The following is a 2,232-nucleotide window of genomic DNA, read 5'->3' on the forward strand; positions in this document are numbered from 1 at the left end:
GGCGGACGGCCGTGACGCGACAGCATCCGGGAGCGCGACACAGGAGCCGGCGACGGAGCGACCGAGCGACGACACCACCCCCGACACCGCGAGCCCGGCCGGGGCGTCCGCCGCGACACCGACACCCACCGCAAGGGCAGCGACGACGCCGCCCGCGGGTTTGCCAGCCCCAGCGACGACTGCGGCATCGGGGGCCGGCACGCACCAGACGGCAGCAGACACCGGTGTCGACACCGTGGACGGCACGGGCGACGGGACCGTGACGCCGGCGTGGCTGCTGACCGGGCTGACCGGCGCCGGCGGCATCCTCGCCGGATCGATGTTCCTCGTGCTGCGCGCATGCCGCCGCGCCCAGTTCCGGGCCCGCCGGCCCGGCCGCACCATCGCCGTCCCCGGACCCGAGCTCGCCCCGGTCGAGAAGACCGTCACCGTCACCGGAGAACCCGCAGCGGGCCGGGTCGAGTGGCTCGACGAGGTCCTGCGTCGGCTCGCCGCCGCCCAGACCACCACCGGCGAGCCGATGCCACAGCTGGCCGCCCTCCAACTCGGCCCCACCGAGCTCACCCTCCACCTCAGTCGGGCGCAGGACGCACCCGCGCCCTGGCAGCCGGGAACAGAAGGGCGGCGATGGCACCTGCCCACGACCACCGGCCCGGACGACGTCGGCCCGCACGTGCCCGACCAGCCGGCGCCGTACCCGCTCCTGGTCACCATCGGGACCGCCGACACCGGCGAGACGTGGCTGCTCAACTGCGAGCTGCTCACGCCCCTGACGATCACCGGCGACCCCACCTACGCCCAGGACCTGGCCCGCTACCTCGCCGCCGAACTCGCCTGCAACCCGTGGTCGCACGGCGTCACCGTGCACTGCATCGGCGTCGCCGAAGAGCTCGCCGCCCTCAACCCGGAACGCGTCCGAGCTGAGCCCACCGCCGACACGGTCGCCGGCGAGGCACTGACCGACGCGACGAGCACCCTGCAACGCGCCAGCGAGGCCGGCCTGGACGTGCCCACCGCCCGGGCCGCCCAGACCGGCCCGGACCACTGGCACGCCACACTGCTGCTGCTCGCCGACACCACTGCACAGGACGTCGCAGTGCAGCAGCTGCGCGACCTGATCACCGACAACCCCGGCATGACCGCCACCTCCGTGGTCCTCACCAGCCGCGGAGGAGCGACCGATGGCGTCGCGGTACACGTCACAGCCAGGGGCCGTGTCACCGTCCCGGCTGTCGGGCTCGACCTCATCGCCGTCGGCCTCACCCCCGACGAGGCCAAGGGCTGCGCAGCCCTGCTCGCCCAAGCCGATACCACCGCCGACGACCCCATCCCGGCAGACCCCCAGGCGCAGGGCTGGCGAGGCCTGGCCGACGAGGCCGGCGCGCTGCGCGCGGAGCACACCCTCACCCGCGAGAGCCTCACGGCCCTCGCCACAGCCGAGGGCCGCCCCACATCCATCCTCGACCTGCGCGACGAGGCCTACCTCGAGGTCGCCGCCACGACCATCGAAGACCTCGAGACCCTCGCACCGACCGTCACCCCCGAGACCCGCCACCTCGTCGAGGACACCGACCCCGACCTCGACCGGGACCTGCAGGCCTGGTTCGCCGAGGCCTGCGACCTGCCCCGCCTGACCCTCCTCGCGCCCGTCCGAGCCCGCACCCGCGGCGTCGCCCTCACCAAACGCAAGCCCTACTACACCGAGCTGCTCGCCTACCTCGCCACGAGGCCCTACGGCGCCACCCCGGACGAGCTCGCCGACGCGTTCTCCCTCACCCCAGCAAGAGCCCGCAACGACGTCAAGATCGTCCGCGACTGGCTCGGCACCAACCCCCGCACCGGACGCAAGCACCTGCCCGACGCCCGAGAAGCCCCCGCCGCCAAGGCCCGCGGCGTCGGCGTCTACCAGGTCCAGGACGTCCTGACCGACATCGACCTCTTCAAGCGCCTCCGTCTACGCGGCGAAGCCCGCGGCGCCGACGGCATCGCCGACCTGCGACGCGCCCTCACCCTCGTCGAAGGCCGACCCTTCGACCGGCTCCGCCCCGGCGGCTGGTCCTGGCTGCTCGAAGGCGACCGGCTCGACCACCACATGCTGTGCGCCGTCGTCGACGTCGCCCACCTCGTCACCACCCACAGCCTCCAAGCAGGCGACCACCGCACGGCCCGTGCTGCCGCCGAGCTCGCCTGCCTCGCAGCCCCCTACGAGGAGATCCCACGGCTCGACCTCGC

At 74.0% G+C, this 2,232-nt stretch carries 1 protein-coding gene and 1 pseudogene; one reads left to right on the top strand and one right to left on the bottom strand.

Translation table 11 applies throughout. From position 1 onward, the window contains the following. Positions 1-222, bottom strand: a 222-nt coding sequence (locus L0H79_RS22020; RefSeq protein WP_301486915.1) for a hypothetical protein, incomplete at its 3' end; no start/stop codon positions are given. A 13-nt stretch (positions 223-235) separates the two neighbouring features. On the opposite strand from L0H79_RS22020, the pseudogene L0H79_RS22025 reads away from it, so the two are divergent. Further along, positions 236-2,232: pseudogene (locus L0H79_RS22025) on the top strand (hypothetical protein); the annotation flags it as partial.

Source organism: Intrasporangium sp., assembly GCF_030452765.1.
Lineage (GTDB): Bacteria > Actinomycetota > Actinomycetes > Actinomycetales > Dermatophilaceae > Intrasporangium_A.